The organism is Proluteimonas luteida (genome assembly GCF_021191695.1).
GTDB lineage: Bacteria > Pseudomonadota > Gammaproteobacteria > Xanthomonadales > Xanthomonadaceae > Luteimonas > Luteimonas luteida.
In genome coordinates this window covers 78,738-99,204 of sequence record NZ_JAIWPT010000009.1, presented here as the reverse complement: position 1 = coordinate 99,204, position 20,467 = coordinate 78,738, and the positions used below count along the sequence as shown (strand labels likewise).

General features: G+C 70.5%; 15 protein-coding genes and 2 tRNA genes. 11 read left to right on the top strand and 6 right to left on the bottom strand.

The genetic code is table 11. The features are described from left to right. Nucleotides 1–21 precede the first annotated feature (21 nt). From LDO26_RS09680 to cydX, 3 genes are read left to right on the top strand one after another with little or no spacing between them, the layout of a single operon-like run. The gene (locus tag LDO26_RS09680) at nt 22–1,632 is read left to right on the top strand and encodes a cytochrome ubiquinol oxidase subunit I (RefSeq protein ID WP_232130884.1); all 1,611 of its coding nucleotides are present in this window, start codon (nt 22–24) and stop codon (nt 1,630–1,632) included. 31 nt (nt 1,633–1,663) lie between these two features. Next, nucleotides 1,664–2,812, top strand: a complete 1,149-nt coding sequence (gene cydB / locus LDO26_RS09675) for a cytochrome d ubiquinol oxidase subunit II (protein ID WP_232130883.1) — start codon at nt 1,664–1,666, stop codon at nt 2,810–2,812. Between the two features lie 60 nt (nt 2,813–2,872). Then, nucleotides 2,873–2,992: a cytochrome bd-I oxidase subunit CydX gene (cydX, locus tag LDO26_RS09670; RefSeq protein WP_232130882.1), complete on the top strand. Its 120-nt coding sequence runs from the start codon at nt 2,873–2,875 to the stop codon at nt 2,990–2,992. 359 nt (nt 2,993–3,351) lie between these two features. On the opposite strand, the gene LDO26_RS09665 is transcribed toward cydX, so the two are convergent. Then, a tRNA-Leu gene (locus tag LDO26_RS09665) sits at nt 3,352–3,438 on the bottom strand. Nucleotides 3,439–3,889: 451 nt separating this feature from the next. Beyond that, nucleotides 3,890–3,976, bottom strand: a tRNA-Leu gene (locus LDO26_RS09660). A gap of 100 nt (nt 3,977–4,076) precedes the next feature. Here LDO26_RS09660 and rnr point away from each other — a divergent pair. From rnr to sugE, 3 genes are all read left to right on the top strand, one after another. Further along, entirely contained in the window at nt 4,077–6,545 is a 2,469-nt protein-coding gene (rnr, locus tag LDO26_RS09655) for a ribonuclease R (protein WP_232130881.1), read from the top strand. Nucleotides 6,546–6,636: 91 nt separating this feature from the next. Further along, entirely contained in the window at nt 6,637–7,401 is a 765-nt protein-coding gene (gene rlmB, locus LDO26_RS09650; RefSeq protein ID WP_232130880.1) for a 23S rRNA (guanosine(2251)-2'-O)-methyltransferase RlmB, read from the top strand. A gap of 195 nt (nt 7,402–7,596) precedes the next feature. Beyond that, a complete protein-coding gene (gene sugE, locus LDO26_RS09645; protein WP_232130879.1) occupies nt 7,597–7,914 on the top strand; it encodes a quaternary ammonium compound efflux SMR transporter SugE in 318 nt (105 codons plus the stop codon). Between the two features lie 150 nt (nt 7,915–8,064). Here sugE and rnt read toward each other — a convergent pair whose 3' ends face one another. Together rnt and LDO26_RS09635 are read right to left on the bottom strand one after the other, a co-directional pair. Further along, the gene (gene rnt / locus LDO26_RS09640; RefSeq protein WP_435594060.1) at nt 8,065–8,733 is read right to left on the bottom strand and encodes a ribonuclease T; all 669 of its coding nucleotides are present in this window, start codon (nt 8,731–8,733) and stop codon (nt 8,065–8,067) included. A gap of 108 nt (nt 8,734–8,841) precedes the next feature. Beyond that, complete coding sequence (locus LDO26_RS09635) at nt 8,842–10,686, bottom strand: DEAD/DEAH box helicase (RefSeq protein WP_232130877.1); 1,845 nt, start codon at nt 10,684–10,686, stop codon at nt 8,842–8,844. A gap of 242 nt (nt 10,687–10,928) precedes the next feature. Here LDO26_RS09635 and LDO26_RS09630 point away from each other — a divergent pair, with 242 nt between their 5' ends. The 3 genes from LDO26_RS09630 (at nt 10,929) to LDO26_RS09620 (ending at nt 14,094) form a co-directional block, all read left to right on the top strand. Beyond that, nucleotides 10,929–11,609 (top strand): glutathione S-transferase, encoded by a 681-nt coding sequence (locus LDO26_RS09630; protein ID WP_232130961.1) that lies wholly within the window; start codon nt 10,929–10,931, stop codon nt 11,607–11,609. Next, nucleotides 11,609–13,186 carry a protein adenylyltransferase SelO gene (locus LDO26_RS09625; RefSeq protein WP_232130876.1) on the top strand — a complete coding sequence of 526 codons (1,578 nt, stop codon included), beginning with the start codon at nt 11,609–11,611 and terminating at the stop codon, nt 13,184–13,186. The genes LDO26_RS09630 and LDO26_RS09625 overlap by 1 nt, the downstream gene beginning before the upstream one ends. A gap of 128 nt (nt 13,187–13,314) precedes the next feature. Next, entirely contained in the window at nt 13,315–14,094 is a 780-nt protein-coding gene (locus LDO26_RS09620) for a hypothetical protein (RefSeq protein ID WP_232130875.1), read from the top strand. 236 nt (nt 14,095–14,330) lie between these two features. Here LDO26_RS09620 and LDO26_RS09615 read toward each other — a convergent pair whose 3' ends face one another. Together LDO26_RS09615 and LDO26_RS09610 are read right to left on the bottom strand one after the other, a co-directional pair. Continuing rightward, a complete protein-coding gene (locus LDO26_RS09615) occupies nt 14,331–15,875 on the bottom strand; it encodes a LysM peptidoglycan-binding domain-containing protein (protein ID WP_232130874.1) in 1,545 nt (514 codons plus the stop codon). Nucleotides 15,876–15,933: 58 nt separating this feature from the next. Then, entirely contained in the window at nt 15,934–16,761 is an 828-nt protein-coding gene (locus LDO26_RS09610; protein ID WP_232130873.1) for a LysM peptidoglycan-binding domain-containing protein, read from the bottom strand. Nucleotides 16,762–17,002: 241 nt separating this feature from the next. Here LDO26_RS09610 and LDO26_RS09605 point away from each other — a divergent pair, with 241 nt between their 5' ends. Together LDO26_RS09605 and LDO26_RS09600 are read left to right on the top strand one after the other, a co-directional pair. Beyond that, complete coding sequence (locus LDO26_RS09605) at nt 17,003–18,892, top strand: ATP-binding cassette domain-containing protein (protein WP_232130872.1); 1,890 nt, start codon at nt 17,003–17,005, stop codon at nt 18,890–18,892. Nucleotides 18,893–18,968: 76 nt separating this feature from the next. Then, a complete protein-coding gene (locus LDO26_RS09600) occupies nt 18,969–20,321 on the top strand; it encodes an aminodeoxychorismate synthase component I (protein WP_232130871.1) in 1,353 nt (450 codons plus the stop codon). Nucleotides 20,322–20,467: the final 146 nt, after the last annotated feature.

Below are 20,467 nucleotides of genomic sequence, written 5' to 3'. Positions count from 1 at the left end.
CCCAGCCTGGCCGAACCGCCCATGATCGACATGAATGTCGTCGAACTGTCCCGCCTGCAGTTCGCATTGACCGCGATGTACCACTTCCTCTTCGTCCCGCTGACCCTGGGACTGTCGCTGCTGATGGCGATCATGGAGAGCGTCTACGTGATGACCGGACGCGACGTCTGGCGACGCATGACCTTGTTCTGGGGCGTGCTGTTCGGCATCAACTTCGCGATGGGCGTGGCCACCGGCATCGTCATGGAGTTCCAGTTCGGCATGAACTGGGCCTACTACAGCCATTACGTCGGCGACATCTTCGGCGCCCCGCTGGCGATCGAGGGCCTGATGGCGTTCTTCCTCGAGGCGACCTTCATCGGCCTGTTCTTCTTCGGCTGGAAGCGGCTGTCGAAGGTCCAGCACCTGATGGTGACCTGGCTGGTCGCGCTGGGCGCGAACTTCTCGGCGCTGTGGATCCTGGTCGCCAACGGCTGGATGCAGAACCCGGTCGGCGCGATCTTCAATCCCGACACGATGCGCATGGAGGTCGTCGACTTCGTCGCGGTGATCTTCAATCCCGTCGCCCAGGCCAAGTTCGTGCACACCGTCAGCGCGGGCTACGTCACCGGCGCGATCTTCGTCATGTCGATCAGCGCGCTGTACCTGCTGCGCGGCAAGCACAAGGACATCGCCCGCCGCTCGATCGCGGTCGCGGCCAGCTTCGGCCTGGCCTCGGCGCTGAGCGTGGTGGTGCTGGGCGACGAGAGCGGCTACGCGGCCACCGAGCACCAGAAGATGAAGCTCGCCGCGATCGAGGGCATGTGGCACACCGAGCAGGCGCCCGCGCCGTTCACCGTGTTCGGCCTGCCCGACCAGGCGGAGCAGCGCAACCGCTTCGAGGTCAAGATCCCGTGGCTGATGGGCGTGATCGCCACCCGCTCGCTGCACACCGAGATCCCCGGCATCCTCGACCTGGTCGAGCGCGCCGAACACCGCATCCGCGGCGGCCAGCTGGCCTATGCGGCGCTGGAACTGCTGCGCGAGGACCGCGACAACGTCGAGGCCCGCGACGTGTTCGAGCGCCACTGGCAGGATCTCGGCCACGGCCTGCTGCTCAAGCGCTACCGCGACGACATCACCGAGGCGACCGAGGAGGAGATCTCCATGGCCGCGCTCGACACCGTGCCGCGGGTCGCGCCGCTGTTCTGGACCTTCCGGGTCATGGCCGGCATCGGCTTCTACCTGATCGCGTTCTTCATCGTCGCCTTCTGGCTGGTCACCACCGGCAGGCTGGAGCAGAAGCGCTGGTTCCTGTGGGCGGCGCTGTGGAGCCTGCCGCTGCCGTGGATCGCCAGCGAATGCGGCTGGTTCGTCGCCGAGTACGGCCGCCAGCCGTGGGTGGTCGAGGGCGTGCTGCCGACCTTCTACGCGGCCTCTGGCCTGGCGCTGCGCGACATCCTGATCTCGCTGGCCGGTTTCGTCGCCATCTACACGGGCCTGGCGATCGTCGAGGTCAAGCTGATGATCAACGCGATCCGCAAGGGACCCGACAAGCTGGCCCCGCCGGAACACGACGAGACCCCGGCCGCCATCGATGACGTGGCGCCCGACATCGACGCGCTCGACTCCGCACCCGCACCCCGCGGCTGACGCCCGGCCCCGACACGATCAAGGATTCCCCATGGATTTCATTCCCCTCGACTACGCGACGCTGCGACTGATCTGGTGGCTGCTGCTGGGCGTGCTGCTGATCGGCTTCGCGGTCATGGACGGCTTCGACCTCGGCGTCGGCACGCTGCTCCCCTTCGTGGCCAGGACCGACGTCGAGCGCCGCATCGTCGTCAATACCATCGGCCCGGTCTGGGAGGGCAACCAGGTGTGGCTGATCCTGGGCGGTGGCGCGATCTTCGCCGCGTTCCCGCCGCTGTACGCGGTCAGCTTCTCCGGTTTCTACCTGGCGATGTTCGTGATCCTGTTCGCGCTGATCCTGCGGCCGGTCGGCTTCAAGTTCCGCGGCAAGGTCGAGAACACTCGCTGGAAGGAGACCTGGGACTGGGCGCTGTTCATCGGCGGCGCGGTGCCGGCGCTGATCTTCGGCGTCGCGGTCGGCAACGTGCTGCTGGGCGTGCCGTTCCACTTCACGCCCGAACTGCGCCCGGTCTACACCGGCGGCTTTTTCGGCCTGCTGACGCCGTTCGCGCTGCTGTCGGGCCTGGTCAGCGTCAGCCTGCTGGTCGCGCACGGCGCGGCGATGCTGGTGATCAAGACCGACGGCCCGATCGCCGACCGCTCGGCCCGCTACGGCAGCATCGCCGCGATCCTCGGCGCGGTGCTGTTCGCGGCCGCCGGCGTGTGGATCGCCACCGGCATCCACGGCTTCCGCGTGGATTCGGTCATCGACGGCGCGTTCGCGTCCAACCCGCTGCACAAGTCGGTCAGCAGCGCGCCGGGCCTGTGGATGGCCAACTACCGCGAGATGCCGTGGACGATCATCGCCCCGGTGCTCGGCATCGCCGGCGCCTTGGCCTCGGCGGTACTGCTGCGCATGCGTCGCGGCGGCCTGGCCTTCATCGCCTCCGGCGCGTCGCTGGCCGGCGTGATCCTGACGGTGGGCTTTGCGATCTTCCCGTTCCTGCTGCCGTCCTCCAGCGTGCCCGATGCCGGTTTGACGCTGTGGGATGCGTCCAGCAGCCAGCTGACGCTGTGGATCATGCTGCTGTGCACGATCGTGTTCCTGCCGATCATCCTCGCCTACACCACCTGGGTGTTCCGCGTGCTGCGCGGCAAGGTGACCGAGGCCAGCGTCACCGACACCCACAACGCCTACTGAGCCGATTTCCCATCCATTCCATCCGGGGGCCGCGGCCCCCGCAAGAAGGAGTACATCATCATGTGGTATTTCGCCTGGATCCTCGGCGTCGGACTCGCCGCCACCTTCGCGATCCTCAACGGCATGTGGTTCGAGGTGCGCGAGCAGCGCCGCGAGGAAGCATCCCGCGACGCCGACTGAGCACGCCGCGGCAACAGACAAAGCTCGGGGAAGGAGCGGGACCCGCGTAGCGATACGCGGGTCCTTTTTTTTGCCGGTTCCCGGGTGCAATCGTAGGTCGGGGCAACGGCCCCGACGCCGGGAACTCGATACGTCGCGAACCCGGACGCCGCGCGCGTCGGCCGCGTGGGGCCGACCTACACAAGAGCAGGGCGGCGGTTTTTCTCTATCCGCCATGGATGGCGGACACAAAAAACCGTCTGGAATGGTTTTTGACATCGCGCCAGCGATGGCCCGAAGGGTGGCCGCCACGGATGGCGGACACAAAAAAACCCGCACTCGGCGGGTTGTTTGTCGCTGCTGGTAAGTCAACGATGACCTGGTGCCCAGGAGAGGACTCGAACCTCCACGGAGTTGCCCCCGCTAGCACCTGAAGCTAGTGCGTCTACCAATTCCGCCACCTGGGCAGGTCAGGGCGGGAATTTTGCGGTGTGGCCCCGTCGCTGTCAATGCATTGCCTGCGATGCGGCCGCGGGATCGAAGACGGCCCTGCCGTCCTTCGCCGATTCCAGGCAGCCTCGGTCGCAGGTCGGGGCAACGCCCCCGATGCCGGGCGTTCCGGGCAGGCGAGTCACACGGCAGCTCGCGGATCCGGAACGCCGTGCACGTCGGCCGCGTGGGGCCGACCTACGCTCGGTTATCGGTGAAGAAACGAAAAATCGCAGGGCGCGATTTTTCGACGGCGCGGCGCGTTGGCCCCTCGGGTGTCCGCCATGGATGGCGGGCACAAAAAACCGTCTGGAACGGTTTTTGACAACGCACTGCGTTGGCCCTTCGGGTGTCCGCCACGGATGGCGGACACAAAAAAACCCGCGATCCGCGGGTTCGATGTCCGCCGCTGGTAAGGCGGCGATGACCTGGTGCCCAGGAGAGGACTCGAACCTCCACGGAGTTGCCCCCGCTAGCACCTGAAGCTAGTGCGTCTACCAATTCCGCCACCTGGGCAGGTCAGGGCGCGTATGTTGTCGATGCGCCGCGGCCTTGTCAACGCATTTTCGCGTCCGTATCGACGCGGCCTTGGCGGGCGGGGTGTACCATGCCGCCAATGGCAAAACCTCCCAGCAAGCGCGGCGGCAGCCGCGGTTCCGGCAGTCCCGGAAAGCCCGGCGCGCAGCGTGACGCGACCGGCGTCAAATCCCGCACCCAGAAGCCCCAGGCCGCGACGCCGCCGTGGATGCCCGATCCGGGCCTCGCGCGCGCGGTCAGCTCCGGCCGGCCGCGGCAACCCGCCGACGACCGGCCGCCGGCCGCGCGCAGGCCGGCCGCAGCCGGGCAGGGCATCGACGACCCGTTCGCGGGCCGCGAGGCCGCGCGCTACGAGAATCCGATCGCCAGCCGCGAGGCCATCCTGCAGCTGCTGTCGGATGCGCCCGGCCCGCAGACCGCCGAGGCCCTGGCCGAGCAGCTGGGGCTGACCGATCCCGTGCGGGCCGAGGCGCTGGGCAAGCGCCTGGCGGCGATGCTGCGCGACGGCCAGCTGCTGCAGAACCGCCGTGGCGGTCTGGTGCCGGCCAAGCGCCTGGACCTGATCCCGGGCACCGTCATCGCCAATCCGGAAGGCTTCGGCTTCCTGCGTCCGGACAGCGGCAGCGGCGACGACCTGTTCCTGCCGCCGTCGGAAATGCGCAAGGTCATGCACGGCGACCGGGCGATGGCGAGCCTGACCGACGTCGATCGCCGCGGCCGCCGCGCCGGCGTTATCGTCGAGGTGCTGGAGCGCCGCACGACGCGGCTGATCGGCCGCTTCTCGCTGGAGTCCGGCATCAGCTTCGTCGTGCCCGACGACCGCCGCATCCAGCGCAACGTGCAGGTGCCGACCGACGCGCGCCTGGAGGCGCAGAACGGCCAGCTGGTGGTCTGCGAGATCGTCGCGCCCGGCGACAGCCACCGCCCGCCGATCGGCAAGGTGCTGGCGGTGCTGGGCGATGCGCTGACCCCGTCGCTGGTGGTCGAGGCCGCGATCCACGGCCACGACCTGCCGCACGAGTTCCCGCCGGCCGCGCTCGACGAGGCCGCGGCGGTGCCGCTGGTGGTCGAGGAGCGCATGCTCGGCGGCCGCGTCGACCTGCGCGCGCTGCCGCTGGTGACGATCGACGGCGAGGACGCCAAGGACTTCGACGACGCGGTCTGGTGCGAGCCCAACGCTGACGGCTTCCGCCTGGTGGTCGCGATCGCCGACGTCTCGAACTACGTGCGCCCCGGCACGCCGCTCGACGACGAGGCCCAGCTGCGCGCGACCAGCGTGTACTTCCCCGGCTTCGTCGTGCCGATGCTGCCCGAGACGCTGTCCAACGGCATCTGTTCGCTGATGCCGAAGGTCGACCGCATGTGCTTCGTCTGCGACATGCAGGTCGGGCGTGACGGCGAGGTCTCCGGCGCGAAGTTCTACGAGGCGGTGATGAACTCGCATGCGCGCCTGACCTATACCCAGGTCTGGCAGGCGGTGGGCGAGGACGACGCCGATGCGCGCGCGCTGATCGGTGCGCAGCTGCCGCAGGTCGAGCGCCTGCACCAGCTCTACCAGATCCTCGCCAGGGCGCGCAGCCGGCGCGGCGCGATCGAGTTCGAGTCGTCCGAGGTCCGCTTCGTGCTGGACAACCGCGGCGAGGTCACCCAGGCCGGCATGCTCCAGCGCAACGACGCGCACAAGCTGATCGAGGAGTGCATGATCGCCGCCAACGTGCAGGCGGCGCGCTTCCTGCTCGCGGCCGGCGTGCCCGCGCCGTACCGCATCCACGACAAGCCGCCGGAGTCGAAGTACAACGACCTGCTGGAGTTCCTCAAGGAATTCAACCTGCGCATGCCCGGCTGGGGGCGGGTGCAGCCGAAGGACTTCACGACGCTGCTGAAGAAGATCCGCGAGCGGCCCGATGCGACGCTGCTCGAATCGGTGCTGCTGCGCAGCCAGAGCCAGGCGGTGTACTCGACCGAGAACATTGGCCATTTCGGCCTGGCGCTCGATGCGTATGCACATTTCACCTCGCCGATCCGCCGCTATCCCGACCTGCTGGTGCACCGCGCGATCAAGCACGTGCTGTCCGGCAAGCCGCTGACCGCGTTCCAGTACACCCCGCGCGAGATGGCCAGCCTGGCGCTGCAGTGCTCGGAGCGCGAACGCCGCGCCGACGAGGCCGAGCGCGAGGTCGACGAGCGTTACCGCGCCGCATGGATGGAGCAGCACGTCGGCGGCCAGTTCGACGGCGTCATCAGCGGCGTCACCAGCTTCGGCCTGTTCGTCGAGCTGGACCAGTCGAAGGTCAACGGCCTGGTCCACGTGACCCAGCTGCCGAACGACTTCTACCACTTCGACCCGATCCGGCGGCTGCTGGCGGGCGAGCGTGCCGGGCGCGAATACCGCCTCGGCGACCGCGTGCGCATCATCGTGCTCAAGGCCAGCCTGGAGGATCGCAAGATCGACTTCCGGCTGGTCGACGCCGACGGGCGCGACCCGGGCGCGCCGCCGCCGCTGCCGCCACGCGGCAAGCCGGCCCGGCGGACCAAGCAGTCGTACTAGTCGGACTGCCGGCCCCGGAACGGGGCCGGAACCCGGGTGCCGGCGCCGTCGTGTATTCCAATCCCCATTCCCGAATCCCCAATCCCCTCGCATGAGCAACAAACAGAACCAGTGGATCGTCGGCATCAATGCCGTGGCCGCGGCCGTCGAGCACGACGCCGACAACGTCCGCGAGGTGCTGCTCGAGGCGGGCGCGAAGAACCCGCGCATCGCCGAGATCGAATCCAGTGCCCGGCGCCGCGACATCGACGTGCGCCGGGTCAACCAGCAGGCCCTCGACGGCGTCGCCGGCGGGCTGCGCCACCAGGGCGCCGTCGCGCGCTATGCCGCGGCCAGGACCTGGGACGAGAACGAACTCGAAGGCCTGGTCGAGGCCGCCGGCGGCAAGGCCCTGCTGCTGGTGCTCGACGGCGTGCAGGACCCGCACAACCTCGGCGCCTGCCTGCGCAGCGCCGCGGCCGCCGGCGTCACCGCGGTGCTGATTCCCAAGGACAAGGCGGTGCAGGTCAACGCGACCGTGCGCAAGACCTCGGCCGGCGCCGCCGACAGCGTGCCGGTGGTGCGCGTGACCAACCTCTCGCGCAGCCTGCGCGACCTGCAGAAGCTCGGCGTGTGGATCTACGGGCTGGCCGGCGAGGCCACCACCTCGCTGTACGCCACCGACCTGCGCGGCAACGTCGCCCTGGTGCTCGGCGGCGAGGCCGACGGCCTGCGCCGGCTCACCCGCGAGCACTGCGACGGACTGGTGACGATCCCGATGCCCGGCGCCGATGCCGCGGCGGGTGTCGAGAGCCTCAACGTGTCGGTCGCGGCCGGGGTCACCCTGTTCGAGGCGGTGCGCCAGCGCCTGAACTGAGCCCGGTATCGTCCCCGGTGCCGCAAGGAACCCGCCGTTCGCGCAGTGCGCATGACGGGTGGCCGAACGCGGGTTACATCCGGGTCATCCAGGCCAGCGGCGATCGGCGAGAATCGTCCGCAGGAAGCGGGGACGACCCCGCCGCTCCATCTTCATCCGGGGACGGCCCCATCGCAGCGATGGAGGTTCTTGCGCATGTCCTGGTCCATTCTCGTGCTCGCCGGCCTGTTCGAAGTCGGCTGGGCGATCGGCCTGAAGTACACCGAAGGCTTCACCCGCCTGTGGCCGACGCTCGGCACGGTCGCGGCGATGGCGATCAGCGTCGGCCTGCTCGGGGTCGCGATGAAGACGCTGCCGGTCGGCACCGCCTACGCGATCTGGGTCGGCATCGGTGCCGTCGGTACCGTGATCCTGGGCATCGTGCTGCTGGGCGATCCGGCCAGTCCCGGCCGCCTGGTGAGCCTTGCGCTGATCGTCGCCGGGCTCATCGGCCTGAAGCTGGCGTCGGCCTGAGATCGGGCTTGCAGGAGGGATCGGGACCTCGATCCCTGTTTCCGCGGCGTGTCGGCCGCCGCGCGTCGGGGGCATGGGCCCGGGCTACGGCTCGCGGCGGCCTGACAGCGTCGTAGCCCGGGCCAACGCGCCCGACGCACCGGCGCTGGATCATTCCGATGCTGCGACAGGCGACGCGGCATGCACCGCCGGCGCCGGCCATGCGTTGGCGATGCGGCAGAACAGCCGCGCGGTCTGCTCGGTGTCGTACAGCGCGGAATGCGCCTGTTCCTGGTCCCATGCGAAGCCCGCGGCCTGCATGGCGCGGGCGAGCACGGTCTGGCCGTAGGCGACGCCGGCGAGCGTCACCGTGTCGAACACGCTGAAAGGGTGGAACGGGTTGCGCTTGTGGCCGCTGCGGGCGACCGCGGCGTTGACGAAGCCGAGGTCGAAGTGGGCGTTATGGCCGACCAGGATCGCGCGCTGGCAGTTGTGGCGGCGCACCGCCAGCCGGACCGCGGCGAAGATGTGTTCCAGCGCTTCGCGCTCCGGCTTCGCCATCCGGAACGGATGGTGGATGTCGATGCCGGTGACCTCCAGCGACTGGGGATCGATCTCGGTGCCATCGGCCGGGATCACGTGCGCATGCACCGAGGGGCCGAGCACGAGCTGGCCGGCCTCGTCGAGATCCAGCGGGACCGCGGCGATTTCCAGCAGGGCATGCCGGTCGGCGTCGAAACCGCCGGTCTCGACATCGACCACGACCGGCAGGAAACCGCGGAATCGCTTGGACATGGGCGTGGGCGCGGTGACGGCGCCCGCTGCTGCAACATCGTTCATGCGCGCAAGCCTAGCAGAGGGGGATGTCGCGACAGCCGGGCCGGACCTGCCGTCCCGTCACGGGAAGCAGGTCCCTCGCGGCGCCCGGACGACCCGGCAAGGGGCGCGTCAGCGCGGCTTCGGCGGGCCGCGACGCGGACCGCCCGGGCCACCCGGGCCGCCGGCGCGGAAGCCGCCGGGCTTGCCGTGCGGCTTGCCCGCGAACGGCCGCTTGCCGCGCGATGGCGCTGCGTTCATGTCCGCCTCCTCGGCGCGACGCATGCGGATCTGCTGGCCCGCGACGCGCACCTTCTTCAGGTGTTCGAGCAGTTCGCGCGGCATGCCTTCGGGCAGGTCGACCAGGCTGTAGTCGTCGCGGATGTCGATGCGACCGATGTACCTGCTTTCCAGGTCGGCCTCGTTGGCGATCGCGCCGACGATGTTGCCCGGCTGCACGCCGTGCACGTAGCCGACCTCGATGCGGAAGGTCTCCATGCCCACGTCGGCCTCGCGCGGGCCGCTGTCGGCGCGCGGCGGACGCGGCTCGCGCGGTTCGCGCGCGGCGCGCGAGGCCTCGCGGCCGCCGGGGCGCTCGGCGGATTCGCGCTCGAACGCAGGCTTCTCCGGCTTGCGCGGCGGATCGAGCAGCAGCGGCGTGTCGCCCTGGACGATCTTGGCCAGGGCCGCGGCGATCTCGGCGGCCGGCACGTTGTGCTCGCGCTCGTAGCGCTCGACCAGGTCGCGGAACAGTCCCAGCTCGCTGCTTTCCAGCGCGGCGGTGATCTTCTCCAGGAAACGGCCGACCCGGCGCTCGTTGACGGTCTCCACGCTCGGCAGCTGCATCTGCTCGATCTTCTGCCGGGTCGCGCGCTCGATCGCGCCGAGCATGCCGCGTTCGCGCGGGGCGACGAACAGGATCGCCTCGCCGCTGCGCCCGGCGCGGCCGGTGCGGCCGATGCGGTGCACGTAGCTTTCGGTGTCGTAGGGGATGTCGTAGTTCAGCACGTGGCTGATGCGGTCCACGTCGAGGCCGCGCGCGGCGACGTCGGTGGCCACCAGCACGTCGATGCGGCCGTCCTTGAGCTGCTGGATCGTGCGTTCGCGCTGCTTCTGGTCGAGGTCGCCGTTGATCGCCGCGGCGGACAGCCCGCGCGCCGACAGCTTCTCGGCCAGCTCCTCGGTCGCCAGCTTGGTGCGGGCGAAGATGATCATCGCGTCGAAGGGCTCGGCCTCGAGGATCCGGGTCAGCGCGTCGAGCTTGTTGACGCCGCTGACCATCCAGTAGCGCTGGCGGATGTTGGCCGCGGTGGTCGTGGTCGCCTTGATCGCGATCTCGACCGGATCCTTGAGGTAGGTCTGGGCGATGCGCCGGATCTGGGTCGGCATCGTCGCCGAGAACAGCGCGACCTGGCGCGTCTCCGGGGTCTTCTTCAGCACCGCCTCGACATCGTCGATGAAGCCCATCCGCAGCATCTCGTCGGCCTCGTCGAGTACCAGGCAGCGCAGTTCCGACAGGTCCAGCGAGCCGCGCTCGAGGTGGTCGATGACCCGGCCCGGCGTGCCGACGATCACCTGCACGCCGCGCTTGAGCGCCGAGAGCTGCTGCGCATAGCCCTGGCCGCCGTAGATCGGCAACACGTGGAAGCCGGGCATGAAGGCGGCATACTTGTGGAAGGCCTCGGCGACCTGGATCGCCAGTTCGCGCGTCGGCGCCAGCACCAGCGCCTGCGGCTTCCTCGCGGCCGGATCGATCTGCGCCAGCACCGGCAGCGCGAACGCGGCGGTCTTGCCGGTGCCGGTCTGGGCCTGGCCGAGCACGTCGCGGCCGGCGAGCAGCGGCGGGATGGTCGCGGCCTGGATCGGCGACGGCGACTCGTAGCCGACCGCCGCGAGCGCGCGCAGCAGCGTCTCGGGCAGGGCGAGGTCGGTGAATTTGATCGAATCTGCGGCTGGAATGGGCGTCTCGGCGCTCATGGTGCTGGCTCGGTAGCGCCGGCGCGGCGCCGGTCGGGGAACCGCATAGTGTAATCCACCGCCGTGCTGCACTGCGGCATCGGCTGCCTGTGGTGCCGTTGCCGATGGCTGCGATTCACGTCCGCGGGGCGGTTGCAGCGCAGGATGGTGGCCGGCGAGATGCATCGATGACGCATGGCACCTTCCGCGCGGAGGCTGCGGTCGTCGAACATGGCCGCACGCCTTTTACCGACGGGACGACGATGATCAAGGTCCACCATCTGAACAATTCCCGCTCGCAGCGGGTCCTGTGGCTGCTCGAAGAACTGGGCCAGCCCTACGAGGTGATCCGCTACGAGCGCGATGCGAAGACGATGCTGGCGCCGCGGGCGCTGCGCGACGTGCACCCGCTGGGCAAGTCGCCGGTGGTCGAGCTCGACGGGCAGGTGCTGGTCGAATCCGGTGCGATCGTCGAGACGCTGGCCGAGCGCTTCGACACGGCATTCGCGCTGTCGCCGCCGCCCCTGCCGCAGGACGCGTCCGAGCGCATCCGCTACCGCACCTGGCTGCATTACGCCGAAGGCTCGCTGATGCCGCCGCTGCTGTTGGCCCTGGTGCTGGGCCGCATCCGCAGCGCGCCGGTGCCATTCTTCGTCAGGCCGGTGGCGCGCGGCATCGCCGACCGGACCATGACGGCCTTCGTCGGGCCGCAGCTGGCGACGCACCTGGGCCACGTCGAGAACGCGCTCGGCCAGCATCCCTGGTTTGCCGGCGATCGTTTCACCGCCGCCGACATCCAGATGAGTTTCCCGCTGGAGGCCGCGCTGGCGCGCGCACCGGACCATGTCGGCCCGAACATCCGCGCCTTCGTCGGCCGGATCCAGGCGCGGGCGGCCTACCAGCGCGCGCTGGCGGCCGGTGGGCCCTACGCGCTGGCCGGCTGATGCACGTCGTCGATACGCTGCCTGCGCCGCGGTTCGACAACCGCTTCGTCCGTGAACTGCCGGGCGATGCCGAGACCGGCCCGCGCCGCCGCCAGGTCGAGGGCGCGCTGTGGTCGGCGGTCGCGCCGACGCCGGTCGCGGCGCCGCAGCTGATCGCGCATTCGGCGGAAATGGCCGGGGCGCTGGGTTTCGATGCGGCAGCGGTGGCGTCGCCGGCGTTCGCCGAAGTGTTCGGTGGCAACGCGCTGCTGCCCGGCATGCAGCCATTCGCGACCAACTACGGCGGCCACCAGTTCGGATACTGGGCCGGACAGCTCGGGGACGGCCGTGCGATCTCGCTGGGCGAAGCGGTCGCGGCCGATGGCCGGCGCTGGGAACTGCAGCTCAAGGGCGCCGGTCCGACACCGTATTCGCGCACCGCGGACGGCCGCGCGGTGCTGCGCTCGTCGGTGCGCGAGTTCCTGTGCAGCGAGGCGATGCACCATCTCGGCATTCCGACCACGCGGGCGCTGTCGCTGGTGGCGACCGGCGAGTCGGTGGTCCGCGACATGTTCTACGACGGCAACGCGGCGCCGGAACCGGGTGCGATCGTCTGCCGGGTCGCGCCGTCGTTCATCCGCTTCGGCCATTTCGAGCTGCCGTACGCGCGCGGCGACGTCGCGCTGCTGCGGCGGCTGGCCGACTTCACCATCGACCGCGATTTCCCGCATCTCGCCGGCCAGGGCGAGGCGCGCGACGCCGCGTGGTTCGCCGAAGTCTGTGAGCGCACCGCGCGGATGGTCGCCGGCTGGATGCGCGTCGGCTTCGTGCACGGGGTCATGAACACCGACAACATGTCGATCCTCGGCCTGACCATCGACTACGGCCCGTACGGCTGGATCGACGACTACGACCCGGACTGGACGCCGAACACCACCGATGCGCAGGGCCGGCGCTACCGCTTCGGCTGGCAGCCGCGGATCGCGCACTGGAACCTGGTGCGGCTGGCGCAGGCGCTGTCGCCGCTGTTCGCCGACGCCGCGCCGCTGCAGGCGGGCTTGGACCGCTATGCCGCGGTCTACGCCGCCTGCGACCGCGAGACCATCGCCGCGAAGCTCGGGTTCGCCACCTGCACCGACGCCGATGTCGAACTGATGCAGCGGCTGCATGGCCTGCTGCAGGCCGGCGAGGTTGACATGACGCTGTTCTTCCGCGGGCTGGCCGATCTCGATTCGCAGGCGCCGTCGCTCGACGTGGTGGCCGGCGCGTTCTACGACGACGCGAAAGGTGAGCGGCTGCGGGCCGAGTTCGATTCATGGTTGCGGCGCTATGCCGCGCGCCTCGCCGACGACGCGCTGTCCGCCGATCAGCGGCAGGCGCGCATGCGCGCGGCGAATCCCCGCTACGTGCTGCGCAACTACCTCGCTCAGCAGGCCATCGACCGCGCCGCAGCGGGCGATACCGGTGCCATCGGCGAACTGCTCGACGTGATGCGCCACCCCCATGACGACCAGCCCGGCCGCGAGGCCTTCGCCGCGCGTCGCCCCGACTGGGCGCGCACCCGCGCCGGCTGCTCGATGCTGTCGTGTAGTTCCTAAAAGAATGCTGTCCCGCCCCTGGCGGGACGCATTGGCCCCTCTCACCCGTGAAGGGCGCAATGCCCGTGCACGGGAGAGGGGGGGACCATCGGCGGCGCCGATGGTGGGGTGAGGGCCGGCAGAACACCTTGATCCTCCTGCGCCTGGGAGGGGAAGCTGCGAGAGTGCCGATGGCGGAGCGGGCAGTTGTTTCGTTCGGATGTCGCGCGGACACGCCGGCGGAGGTTTTGTCGTGCCACGCCCCGCACAGCGCAATGCAGGCTTGGAACGCGGGCGCCGGACATGGCACGCTGCTGGCGGTCCCGGAACACTGGAAAACACCGATGAAACTGCTTCCGGCATTGAGCGCCGTCCTGCTGCTGGCTGCATGTGCCGATGCCGGCACGGCGCCGGTTTCCGCCGACCCTCCTGCCGCGCAAGCCGCGACAGCCGAGCCCGCTGCGGCGACCGTTGCCGCCAGTGCCCAAGGCTTCTGCGCCGCGGACGAGCAGGTCGTATTCGGCTGCCGTAGCGGCGCGGGCCGCATCGATGCGGTCTGTGCGTCGCCGGACTTGTCCGAAGGCACGGGCGGACTGCAATACCGCCAGTCCGCCGGCGGCGATACGCGACACGTGGTGCTGGCGTATCCGGCAGCCGGCGTGGCGGCGTCGCAGGCGTTCCGCGGCGGTACGTTGATGTACTCCGGTGGCGGTGGCGCGTTCCTGCGCTTCGACCACGACGGCCGTGTCCACACCCTCTATACCGGCATTGGCCGCGGCTGGGAGAAGGCCGGCGTGGTCGTCCAGCCTGTGGCCGGCGGCGCCGCGGACGAGCTCACCTGCGAAGGCGAGGTCGAATCGACGATCGGCCCGGCATTGTTCGATCAGGCGGGGATTGCGGACGATCCGGCAGGTTTCGAGATCCCCTGAACGTCGTTGCCGCCTGACGGCGCGGTGCCCCTGTCGTTGCACGGGCGGGCGTATCGATCGCGAATCGCGCTTCCGTCGGAATGGTGCCGGCAGGCCGCACACGCAGGTCGGGGCAAGGCCCCGACGCCGGGAGGGTGGCCGCCATGGATGGCGGGCCACCAAAAAGCCCCGCGCATGCACGGGGCCGTTGTCGATCCGGGCCGCGAGCGGTGTCGGCTGTCCCGGGATGGCCCGGATCAGCTCAGCGCGGCCCTGGCGCGTGCGTAGTAGTTCTGGCGGTCGGCCAGGCCGTTGGTGCCGCCATTGATCAGGCGCGTGACCTGGACGAAGTCGCCGCGGTCGGCGGCCGCATTGATGTTGCGGCTGTTCCAGTACCACGCGGCGATGCGCGCGGCGTTTTCCGGCTGCGCGGCCAGCCCGGGGTTGTTGACCAGGTCCAGTCCCAGCGCACGACCCGCCTGGGTGTAGTTGTGGCGGCCGGTGACCTGGATGTAGCCGCGGCCCTTGTAGCGCACGCCGTCGCCCGGCTGGGTGTTGCCCAGGTCCGCACGCCCCTCGTACGCGGCGCCGCTGGCGATTTCCTCCAGGTAACGGAAGCCGCCGCTCTCGTGCGCCAGCTGGGCGATGAACATCGCCTGGCGCTGCGGCGTGTTGATGTTGGCCTCGGCCATTGCGTAGTTGAGGTGCGGCACCACCGCCTCGGCCTGGCTGGCGCTGAGCTGGGGCACGATCTGCCGCAGCTGGGCGGCGCTGATGCCGCCGGCGTCGCCGCCGGGCAGCGGCGGCGGAGATGGCGCGGGGCCGGTCACCGGGCCTGTGCCGCCGCCCGTGCCGGCGCCGCCGGGCAACTGGATGCGGTCGCCGGCGAAGATCAGGTCCGCATTGCGGATCTGCGGGTTGGCCGCCAGCAGCGCCTGCGTGGACACGCCATGGCGCGCGGCGATGGCCGACAGGGTGTCGCCCGACTGCACCGTGTAGCTGCCACCGGCGGCTGCACCACCGCCACCGCCGCCATCGCCGCTGCCGCCGGGCAGGCGCAGGGTGTCGCCGGCGAAGATCAGGTCGGCGTTGCGGATCTGCGGATTGGCGGCCATCAGCGCCTGCGTGGACACGCCATGGCGGGCGGCGATGCTGGACAGGGCATCGCCGGGCTGCACCGTGTAGCTGCCGCCGGTGGCCGCGCTGCCACCACCGCCACCACTGCTGCCGCCGCCGGGCAGGCGCAGGGTGTCGCCGGCGTAGATCATGTCGGCGTTGCGGATCTGCGGGTTGGCGGCCATCAGCGCCTGCGTGGACACGCCGTGGCGGGCGGCGATGCTGGAGAGGACATCGCCGGCCCGCACGGTGTAACTGCCGCCTGCACTGTTGCTGCTGCCACCGCCACCGCCACCACCGCTGCTACCGCCTGGAATGCTGAGACGGTCGCCGGGATAGATCATGTCCGGGTTGCGGACCTGCGGGTTGGCGGCGGTGATCTGGCCGACGGAAACGCCGTAGCGCGACGCGATGGCCGACAGCGATTCGCCGGACTGCACCGTGTGGCTGCGTGCGCCGCCGCCCGAGCCGCCACTTCCGCCGGGCAGGGCGAGGCGATCGCCCGGATAGATCACGTCCGGGTTGCGGATCTGCGGGTTGGCCGACATCAGCTGCTGGACGGACACGCCATAGCGCGACGCGATCCCCGACAGCGATTCGCCGTACTGGATCGTGTGCGTGCGGCCACCGCCGCCCGCGGACGACGCGGTCGACTGGGCGCCGATGCCGGAAATGGCCATGTTCATGTGATTTGCCTCCTTGTCCCTGCGGATTGCCTGCCGGTCATTGCCGTGGCGCCCGTGCTCAGTTCAGCGCGGCCTGGGCCCGCGCGAAATAGTCCTGACGGTCGGCGAGGCCGTTGGTGCCGCCGTTGATCAGGCGCGTGACCTGGGTGAAGTCGCCGCTGTCTGCGGCGGCGTTGATGCCCCGGCTCTCCCAGTACCAGGCGGCGATGCGCGCGGCGTTCTCGGGCTGCGCGGCCAGTTCGGGGTTGTTGACCAGGTCCAGTCCCAAGGCCCGGCCGGCCTCGGTGTAGTTGTGGCGGCCGGTGACCTGGATGTAGCCGCGGCCCTTGTAGCGCTCGCCGTCGCCGGGCTGGGTGTTGCCCAGGTCGGCGCGGCCTTCGTACGCGGCGCCGCTGGCCAGCTCTTCCATGAACTGGAAGCCGCCGCTCTCGTGCGCCAGCTGGGCGATGAACATCGCCTGCCGCTGCGGGGTGTCGATGTTCGCCTCGGCCATGGCCTGGTTGAGGTGCTCGGCGATCGCCGGCGCCCGGGCCGGGTCGAGCTGCGGCACGATCTGCAGCAGCTGCTCGGCGCTGATGCCGCCTTCGCCGCCGGCCGGCGGCGCGCCATCGACCGGCGCGAGGCCGGTGGTTTCGCCGGGACCGGCCGGGCCGCCCGGTCCTTCGATGCCGCCGGCGGCGTCGGGGAGGGTGATCCGGTCGCCGGGATAGATGACGTCTGGATTGAGGATCTGCGGATTGGCGGCGATCAGCTGGTCGAGCGGGATGCCGTGCTGCGCGGCGATCGCCGACAGCGTGTCGCCGTACTGGATGGTCAGGGCGCGCGCGGCGTCGACATCGAGCGTGGGCAGGGCTGTCTGCTGGCCGGCGGGGGAAATGGCATTCATGGGGTCTCCTGGGAGCGCCGCGCCGCATCTGGCGCACGACCAATGGGTATCGGGTCATGTGATACCCGCATGGCCGCCGGCATCCAACTAGGGCCAGCCCTAAGTCCGTACGGTTCTGCGGGCGGGGTCGGGCCCGGAATGCGATGGGCGTCATGCAGGCGGGGTCCCGGCAGCGCCTGCGCACCCGGACGCATGCGTGGCCGCGCACCGGTGCGGCGGGCCGGGGCGCTACACTGCGCGGATGCCCTTGATGACTTTGAATGGCGTCGACTACGGCGTCGGTGGACCCCTGCTGCTGCAACAGGTGGAATTCTCGATCGAGCGCGGCGAACGCGTCGCGCTGATCGGCCGCAACGGCGCCGGCAAGTCGACGCTGATGCGCCTGCTCTCCGGTGAGCTCAAGCCCGACGACGGCGACATCCGCCGCGAGCAGGGCGTGCGCGTGGCCCGGCTCGAGCAGGAAGTGCCGGCCGGTGCGCGCGGCAGCGTGTTCGACGTGGTCTCCGACGGCCTCGGCGAGGCCGGGGCGGCACTGGCCGAGTACCACCGCCTGCTGCATGCCGAGGAGATCGACGGCGACGCGCTGGGCGAGGTGCAGGCGCGGATCGAGGCGATGGACGCCTGGCGCATCGACCAGCGCGTGACCGAGGTGCTCGACCGGCTGGAGCTCGACGGCGATGCCGCATTCTCGTCGCTGTCGGGCGGCATGAAGCGGCGGGTGCTGCTGGCGCGCGCGGTGGTGTCGGCGCCCGACGTCCTGCTGCTGGACGAGCCGACCAACCACCTCGACATCGCCGCGATCGACTGGCTCGAGGGCTTCCTCAAGCAGTGGCCGGGCGCGCTAGTGTTCGTGACCCACGACCGCCGCTTCCTGCGCGCGCTGGCGACCCGGATCGTCGAGATCGACCGCGGCCGGCTGACCAGCTGGCCCGGCGACTGGGACAACTACGTGCGCCGCCGCGAGGAGCGGCTCAACGCCGAGGCGCAGGAACAGCAGCGCTTCGACAAACTGCTGGCCCAAGAAGAAGCGTGGATCCGCCAGGGCATCAAGGCCCGCCGCACCCGCGACGAAGGCCGCGTGCGCCGGCTCAAGGCGATGCGCGCCGAGCGTGCGCAGCGCCGTGACCTGACCGGCAACGTGCGCATGGCCGCCGCGCAAGCGAACGCGTCGGGCAGGAAGGTCGTCGAGATGAAGGACGTGTCCTTCCGCTTTGGCGAACGCCGGCTGATCGAGGATTTCTCCACGACGATCTTCCGCGGCGACCGGGTCGGCCTGATCGGCGCCAACGGCACCGGCAAGACCACGCTGCTGAAGCTGCTGCTCGGCGAACTGCAGCCGCAGGCGGGCGAGGTCAGAACCGGCACCCAGCTGCAGATCGCGTACTTCGACCAGTACCGCGCGACCCTGCGCGAGGACTGGAACGCGCTGGAGAACGTTGCCGAGGGCCAGGATTTCGTCGAGATCAACGGCCAGCGCAAGCATGCGATCGGCTACCTGCAGGATTTCCTGTTCACGCCCGAACGCGCGCGCGCGCCGATCACCCGGCTGTCGGGCGGCGAGCGCAACCGCCTGCTGCTGGCCAAGCTGTTCGCGCAGCCGTCGAACCTGCTGGTCATGGACGAGCCCACCAACGACCTCGACGTCGAGACGCTGGAGCTGCTGGAGGAACTGCTGGACCAGTACCCCGGCACGCTGCTGCTGGTCAGCCACGACCGCGACTTCCTCGACAACGTGGTGACCTCGACACTGGTGATGGAAGGCGACGGCCGCGTCGGCGAATACATCGGCGGCTATGAGGACTGGCTGCGCCAGCGTCCCGACCCGGCGGCCGCGCGGGCGGTGCCCGAAACGCCGAAACCGGCGCCGGCGACGGTGGCCCCGGCGGCTGCGCCGGCGGCGCCCGCCGCGCCCAGGCGCAAGCTCAGCTACAAGGACCAGCGCGAACTGGAACAGCTGCCCCTGCGGATCGAATCGCTGGAAACGGAGATTGCGACGATGACCGCCGAGATGAACGCGCCCACGTTCTACCAGCGCGACGCCGCCGCGATTGCCGCCCATGGCGCGGCGCTGCAGCAGGCACAGGAGGCGCTCGACGCCGCGTACGCACGCTGGGCCGAGCTCGACCAATGATCCTGTCCGCGAACCGCGTGCATGATCGCGGGTCGGGGCCACGCCCCCGACCCGTGGGCCGGCGCGCGACCGATCGATGCTGATTACCCAGCCATTGCCGCCGGACACCGACCTGCTGGCCGTGCAGCATGCCGCGCCGGCGCGTTATCCGCTGCTGCTGCAGTCGGTCGCGCACGGTACCGCGCACGCCCGCTGGGACCTGCTGCTGGCCGCCGACGGCCCGCTGCTGCGGCTGGACGACGACGGCGTGACGCGCGACGGCCACGGCGCGCCGGTCGAAGGCGGTTTCCTCGATGCGCTCGATGCCGCATGGCGCGCCGGACGCGTCGACCACGAGGCGCCGCGCTGGCCGTTCCGTGGCGGCTGGGCGCTGTTCCTGGGCTACGAGCTCGCGCGCCAGGTCGAGCCGGTGCTGCGGCTGGCGGATGCGCCGGGCGCGCTGCCGGTGGCGATCGCCCGGCGCTGCCCCGCGGCGATCCTGCGCGACCATGCGACCGGCGAATGCGTCGCGATCGCCGAGTCCGCGCATGCGGCGATGCTCGACACCCTGCTGGCCGATGCGGCGCAGGCCGGTGGCGCGCCGGGTCCCGTCTGGCGGCCGCCGGCCGCGATCGACGAGGACGCCGATGCCATCTTCGTCGACGGCGTGCGCCGGGTGCTCGACTACCTGGCCGCCGGCGACATCTTCCAGGCCAACCTGTCGCGCGGCTGGCGGGCGCGCTTCGACGCGCCGGTCGACGCGGCCGCGCTGTACGCCCGGCTGCGCGAGCATAACCCCGCGCCGTTCGCCGGCCTGTTCGCCGGCGACGGCTGGGCGGTCGCCAGCGCGTCGCCCGAGCGGCTGGTGTCGATCCGCGGCGACGTGGTCGAGACCCGGCCGATCGCCGGTACCCGTCCACGCTTCGCCGGCGACGACGATGCGGCGCGGATCGGCGAACTGGTCGGGCATCCCAAGGAACGCGCCGAACACGTGATGCTGGTCGACCTGGAGCGCAACGACCTGGGCCGGGTCTGCGTCGCCGGCAGCGTCGAGGTCGACGAGCTGATGTGCGTCGAGAGCTATGCCCACGTGCACCACATCGTCAGCAACGTGCGCGGGCGCCTGCGCGCGGACGCCACGCCGGGCGAGGTCATCGCCGCGGTGTTCCCGGGCGGTACCATCACCGGCTGCCCCAAGGTGCGCTGCATGCAGATCATCGCCGAGCTGGAACTGGCCGGGCGCGGCGCCTACACCGGTGCGATGGGCTGGCTGAACCGCGACGGCGACCTCGACCTCAACATCCTGATCCGCAGCGCCGAGGTCGAGGGCTGCGAGGCACGCTTCCGCACCGGCGCCGGCATCGTCGCCGACTCCGATCCGCAGCGCGAACTCGACGAGACCCGCGCCAAGGCCCGCGGCACGCTGCGCGCGCTGGGCCACGAAGGCTAGGAGGCGCGCGCGTCGGCCGCGTGGGGCCGACCTACGAGGTCGGAGCGGCGGTTTTCCGGTCATCCCGCCAATTTCCGGGAGGCCTCGACCGTAGGTCGGGGCAACGCCCCCGACACCGCGATTTCTCCCGCCACCTCCGGGCGCCG